This window comes from Desulfobacteraceae bacterium, assembly GCA_022340425.1.
Lineage (GTDB): Bacteria > Desulfobacterota > Desulfobacteria > Desulfobacterales > JAABRJ01 > JAABRJ01.
In genome coordinates this window covers 1-5,906 of record JAJDNY010000027.1, presented here as the reverse complement: position 1 = coordinate 5,906, position 5,906 = coordinate 1, and the positions used below count along the sequence as shown (strand labels likewise).

5 protein-coding genes are annotated in these 5,906 nt (G+C 56.2%); all 5 read right to left on the bottom strand.

The genetic code is table 11. The features are described 5' to 3' along the window. The coding region (locus LJE63_02670) for a hypothetical protein (protein MCG6905503.1) at positions 1-933 on the bottom strand (933 nt) is incomplete at its 3' end. Between the two features lie 17 nt (positions 934-950). Next, complete coding sequence (gene qhpC / locus LJE63_02665) at positions 951-1,295, bottom strand: quinohemoprotein amine dehydrogenase subunit gamma (GenBank protein ID MCG6905502.1); 345 nt, start codon at positions 1,293-1,295, stop codon at positions 951-953. A 16-nt stretch (positions 1,296-1,311) separates the two neighbouring features. Further along, positions 1,312-2,754, bottom strand: a complete 1,443-nt coding sequence (locus LJE63_02660) for an SPASM domain-containing protein (protein MCG6905501.1) — start codon at positions 2,752-2,754, stop codon at positions 1,312-1,314. A 9-nt stretch (positions 2,755-2,763) separates the two neighbouring features. Continuing rightward, positions 2,764-4,395 carry a quinohemoprotein amine dehydrogenase subunit alpha gene (peaA, locus tag LJE63_02655; protein ID MCG6905500.1) on the bottom strand — a complete coding sequence of 544 codons (1,632 nt, stop codon included), beginning with the start codon at positions 4,393-4,395 and terminating at the stop codon, positions 2,764-2,766. Between the two features lie 738 nt (positions 4,396-5,133). After that, the gene (locus LJE63_02650; protein MCG6905499.1) at positions 5,134-5,571 is read right to left on the bottom strand and encodes a hypothetical protein; all 438 of its coding nucleotides are present in this window, start codon (positions 5,569-5,571) and stop codon (positions 5,134-5,136) included. Positions 5,572-5,906 lie beyond the last annotated feature (335 nt).

Genomic DNA, 5,906 nt, shown 5'->3' with positions numbered 1-5,906 from the left:
CGGTCCCACGTAGATTTTTTTGCCGTCAGCGGTCAGGCTCAGGGCGTAGCAGGTGCCGCGGCCCACCTTGACTGCCTTAAGGGTTTCGCCGGTGGCCATGTCGATCTTGATCAGCTCGTCCATCACGGCATAAAGGTACTTCTTGTCCGGTGAGACCAGAGTGGAGTATTGAAACCAGACATCCTTGCCCGCCAGGGTACTGATCTGGCCGCTGTTGCGGTCCACGACGATATAGCCCATGCCGGTCGCCGTGTAATAAGGGTTGGTGAAAATCCCGTGATCCCCGGGACTGGCGTTGTGCCAGATGACCAGGCTGTTCTTGGCCTCCTCGCCCGCCTCCGGGTTCAGAATCCCCATGACCTTTTCCACCTCGCCCGTTTTCAGGTTGAGCTTGTTGACATCAAGCCCCATCAGCAGCAGATGGTCCGGGTCATTTCGCAAGGTCAGCACGCCCAGAACGCAGTAGGGGATCGGGTAGTTTTTCTCCATTTTGCCGGATTTGACGTCGAACACCACCAGTTGAGGCGGCAGCACGTTGAGCTTCGGCACGTTCTGCTTTTTCTTGACGATCGTGCAGCTCAAATAGAGTTTGGCGCCGTCTTCGGAGACGGCAAAGCCCAGCACGGTCACTTTGTTCAGCTCGGATGAGAACTTGAAGGTTTCCACCAGCTTGTTGGTGTCGGTGTCGATGACGTAAATATCGTGAAAGGTGTTGAGGTAGTAACGTTTTCCATCGGGTGAAAACGCCGCGTGGATGATGTAGTCATTGTAGCTCACCCGGTCCACAATGGTGTCGGTCTCGCAGTCGATGACCACCAGTTCGTTGCTGGTCGGCGCATAGATGAAATCCTTGGCCGCTGCGGGCAAGCCCCACAGCAGGATGGCGGCCAGAAAGAAAAGGGCCGTGATGACGCGATTTTTTGTGTGCCGCATGGTGCGATCCTCCCTTCTTATTTTTTGATAACGAAGTTCAGATTTCTCCAATCCCTCTCGATGGCCCGGCACTGGTTCTGAAAATCCGGATGGTTGGTGATGTTGTCCGGCGTCTGCGCCGGCCACCAGCAGGGCCCGGAGCAGCTGGTCCAATCACGGGCACTGGAGACGCAGTTGCCCATGGGCGTTTCGGGCCGCGGGTTGGTTTCCCAGCCCGTATCGAAAATGGTGGTGCAGCCGATGGGCATGCCCGTCATCACATCCTCGCTCAGGCCGAAGACATCCGCTTCTTCCGGCTGTTCGGCGCGCGCTTCCAGCTCTTTGGCACGTTTGTTTACCGCGTTTAACTTTTTCTTTTCCATAACGGCCTCCTTTGACCTAAAGCATTGGTTGGACAGGTGCTCCGTGGCCTCTTAAAAGCGAGAGCTTGTCCAGATATTCCGGTTGGCTGGATGCCAGTCGGCCGTATACCTGAATGCCGGTTTCGATCCAGCGTTTAATCCACTCACAGTAGTGCAGGTTCGGCTGCTGCACGCTACCTTCCCGAACCAGAGCCTCATGGTAGCAGCCGCCCGCACAGATTTTGCGGGCCCAGCAGGTGCTGCAAACCGTTTTCTGCGACAGACGGGCTTTTTTTCTGAACGCCGCGATCCTTGGACGATCAAAGCCGCGGTGGATATCCCCCATTGCAAGGGATGCTTCCCCCGTCAAACGCTGGCAGAGGAACAGCCGACCATCCGGCGCCACCGCAAACAGGCCGAGCCCAGCACCGCAGGGGTAGTTTTTGACCTCACCCTCATGCAGCGTCACCAGCATATCCACCAAATTGGTAAAACCAAAAAATTCCTCCCGGCGGGCAAATTCCAGAAACCTCTGGGCCAGGAGTTTGAAGATTTCCAGAAGGGCGTGCATGCCGTCGGCATCCAGTTGGTATTCGGGGTTCTCGCTGGTCACCGGCGCAAACCCGGCCTCGGCAAACCCAAGGGACAGCAGGTGATCCAGAATTTGCGGCACCGCGAAAGGCTCCCGGCAGACGGTTACCCGGGCCACCGTCGGCTTGGCCAGGGGGTGCGCCAGCAGCCGGCGGACCCCCGGCAAAATCGCCCGGTAGGAGGGGCTGCCGTCGGGGAAAGGACGGTAGCGGTCCTGGATCTGCTCAAAGCCGTCCAGGCTGACGGTCACACCCACCTGGTTGGCGTGGATGAAGTCGATGATTTCCGGGGTGAGAAGCGTCCCGTTGGTGGTTGCGGCGAACTGGACCCGCTGGCCCTTGGCGGCGGCTTTTTCCCGGGCGTAGCCGACGACGTCGCGGATCAGCCCGAAGTTCAAAAAAGGCTCACCGCCGAAAAAGACCAGCACCACCTCGGGCAAGTCGGCGGAATGCGCGAAGAGAAAATCCACGGCCTCGTGGGCGACCGGCAGTCGCATGCTGCGGGTGGGACCGACGCCCTGCCCGCTAACGCCGTGATAGCAGTAAAGGCAGCCCAGATTGCAGGCCTCGGTGACATGCAGCACCAGGGTTTGCAGGGGCAGATCGATGGCCGCCGGATCGGGAGATGCCATCGGGGTCGGCGCAGCCGCCTCCGGCACCAGGACCCGTCCCTTCAGGAGAGCGTTCACCAGTTCCCTTTTTTCGGCCTCGGTCCCCCCCAATCGGTCCATCAACTGGGACAGGGGTTGCGGCCTCAGGGGAGTCGCCCCCTTCACGAACGCCTCCAGGTCTGCAGCCATTTCGAAAATGGCGTTCTCTTCAGTCAAAAAGAGAAACGGATGCCCGTCTACGGAGAAAATACGGTTTTCCGCGAACTTGAAGCGCTGCATGGCGGCGTCCTACTTGAGGTGGGTGATGAAATCGGGTTCGGTTACGGCAAGCAGGGCGCGGTCCGTGAGCACCCGGCCGTCGATGGTAGCCGAGGCGCTGATGGCAATCAGGCCAACCCCTTCCCGATGCTGCACCCTCTCCTCGATCGGGCCGTAGGTCGTCACCGGCGTGAAGAGGCCGTTGACCACCGACGTCTGCAGGAATTTGAGATCGTCGTCGTTCTCCCGGGTTTTCTCCTCCTCCAGCGCCCACTCAGCCGCGACGGGTTCCAGCATCAGGTCGTCGGCCGTGCCGGCTTGACCGTCGGCGCCGAAGTGGACACCGCGGGCAACAAACTGCACCCCCTGGGGGGGATAGGCAGCGCCGCAGCTGACCCGCGCGCGCCCCAGGGAAGGAAAGACCTTGATCCCATCGATTTTATCGAAAAGGATGAGGTTATCGGCGTATGCCGTTTCCCCGACCTTGACGGTAACCGTCCCCGTGGCGGCGGCGGCACCGACTTGAAGTTGGCAGACGATTTTGGATGCCGTGCCTTCGACATGCTTCGCCGTGACGGCCGGATCGGAGAACTGAAGATCCGCCACCGTGATGTTTTGGGGTAGGTTGACGCCGATTAAGGTCAGGGTCTGATCGCCCTCCTCTATCTGAAGTGCCTGGGGGAAGGCGGCAAAAATTCTGGCGGCAGCATCGCTGCGGTGGAACTTCTCATTGCCATAGGCATTGTTGTCTTGAACCAGGGTCCACCATTTCCCGGAAAACCCCCCTTCCGCCGGGTCGAGGTCGAATACCCCTTCAATGCGGCCGGTCAACGGAGTCGGCGCCAGGGCGTAGCGCAGGTGGAAGGTCCCGTAAAGAATCGCCGTGCCGGCCATTTTGAGTTGGCTGCCGTTCTGATAGCGAACCGTTTTCTCGACCAAATACTCATCGCCCCCGCCCGCCGGCTGGGGCTTGAACACATACTCGCCCTCATAATAGCCGAAACCGGGCTGGTAACCGGCCACCTGCCAGCTGCCGCTCAAATCGATTTCTTTGCGGCTTTTCATCCATTCCTGGTACTCCGGGGTGTCGAAGGGGAAGAGTTTGGCGAGCGGTTCGATCAATTCTTCGGATTCCTTGGCCCAGTCCATTTCCCGCATCTGGGGGATGGTGGTGGGGTAGTAGCCGAGATGCAGGTTGCGGTTTTCCTTCCACTGGGCCGGCGTCATGCGGTGGGAGGCGATTTTGCCGTAGGTGTGGCAGCGCACGCAGGCGGCAAAGATGCGCTCCTCCAGTTCGCCCTGGGGAATTTCGCGGTACTGGCTGTTCTCATCGCTGTTCAGGTAGGCCACCTTGGCCATCTCCGCGGGGGTCAGGCCAAGATGCCGGCTGAGTTCCTTGATGACCGGGTCGAAGTCCGCATCGCCAAGGGGCGCGCTGTTCAGCCGGATCATGCGGTTGACCACAACACGCCACTCTTCGGGCGTTTTGCGGGTCTCCTCGATAACCTCCAACTGGCCTTGGGGATCGGGCTTGTGACAGGCCGAACATCGCTGACTGACAACGGACTCCTTGGTGAACGGCGTTTCACCGAAGGCGGTCGCCGCCAGACAAAGCATCCCCAGGGGGATGACCACCGACAGCAATCTTATCAATGGCCTCATAAACCTCCTCCTTGTGTTAGGGGTTAAATAGCATGGGCTGATCGGTCAGCCGTTCGCTGTTGCGACGGCCGTTCTTAACTGTGGGGAAAACCCGATGGCCGGGTCGTGACCCACCCTTGGGATGGGAAGTCATCTGCCTGGGGCGCACCTGAAAATGCCATTGATCCGGTTTTTCAGCGTACGCAAACTCACAGGGCTTCGGGCCACTGTTTTGGACCACCACGCCAAAATTCAAAGCGGGGAACTTTGGATCAGATCGTGATTGCTAAAAAGTAAAAAATAAACATCGTTCATTTTTTGGATAATTTTTTTCATTTGGGATGTCAATGGAAAAATGGATCTGCCATCGGCTGGAATTATCTCAGCAGCAGGGAGATGGGGATGCGTCAAGAAGGAATCCGGATGCGGTGTGCGGTAATCGCAGGAAGGTAAAGCAGGGGTTTTTGGCGTTGAAAGCACCTCACGGTTTGGAATTTTTATCAGTCTCCACTATCTTACCTATTTTCTGATCCCGCCGTCTGACTGAGTTTCAGTCTTTTTCAGGATTTTCAATCCCGTATTTGATCCAATCCTCTTTTATCTGAGCGCGGCCACCCGGTAACGGGTGTAATCCAATTATTGGGTAGCCTTCCCTTCTTGGCTTACGGCTTATGATATTTCATGTGCAGAACTATAGGCTGCGAGGTGAAATAAATCTCGCCATCCTCACCAGCGACATGTTGGCCACTCAGCTCTTGATCACTTTAAATTTTCCGCATCGGCCAAATCTTGCGGACGACCAGTAGCCCGTTTATTTTTTTTTAAGCTCTCGAGATCAATAAAATTTATTTCGAGTCCTTGAATATCAACCTGAACTTTTGCTCTATAGCAGTCCTCAAATTTTATTGCTTTTAACGTCGTCAAAATATCGATTCGATTCGGAGGATAGCCGAGCTGAATAATCTGTTCGGTTTCAAGAAAATCCTCATGTTTTAGCCCCAACGATCCAAACCCAAATTCTTCAAGAGACTTTAGCAAATTATCTGCATTTTCCGACGAAAGCTCAATCCATACATCGAGATCTTTGGTGTAGCGAGGATATCCGTGGAGTGCGACGGCATACCCGTCGACCACCAGATATTTGACGTTATGCAAGTTTAACAACTCGATAAACTCTTTGAAATCCTTGCTCAGCATTATATCTCCATGAATTATATTCTTTTCGAATTTGCTCCAAGGCCTCCAAGCGCTCTTCATATGATCTTGATTGCCAAAATACAAAATCATTCGGTTGCTCATTGATTTTATACTTTTTTATGACTTTGCTTATGCTCATATCAACTTCTCACATTTTGTCCGCTTCATAAATGGGGACGTTGTTGACAAAGGATACTAATTCATCCGACGGAGAATTTGCGCGACCCCCGAGGTGGTCACGCCAAGTCTGCGGGCGGCCTCGGCACGGGTGAGGCCCAACTCCAGCACGAGAAAACGGGCCAATTCCCGCCGAAGCCCGGGCAGCACCCCGACCC

Coding starts and splice junctions, on each gene's coding strand:
- peaA (MCG6905500.1), bottom strand. CDS start 4,395: ATGAGGCCATTGATAAGATTGCTGTCGGTGGTCATCCCCCTGGGGATG.
- LJE63_02650 (MCG6905499.1), bottom strand. CDS start 5,571: ATGCTGAGCAAGGATTTCAAAGAGTTTATCGAGTTGTTAAACTTGCAT.
- qhpC (MCG6905502.1), bottom strand. CDS start 1,295: ATGGAAAAGAAAAAGTTAAACGCGGTAAACAAACGTGCCAAAGAGCTG.
- LJE63_02660 (MCG6905501.1), bottom strand. CDS start 2,754: ATGCAGCGCTTCAAGTTCGCGGAAAACCGTATTTTCTCCGTAGACGGG.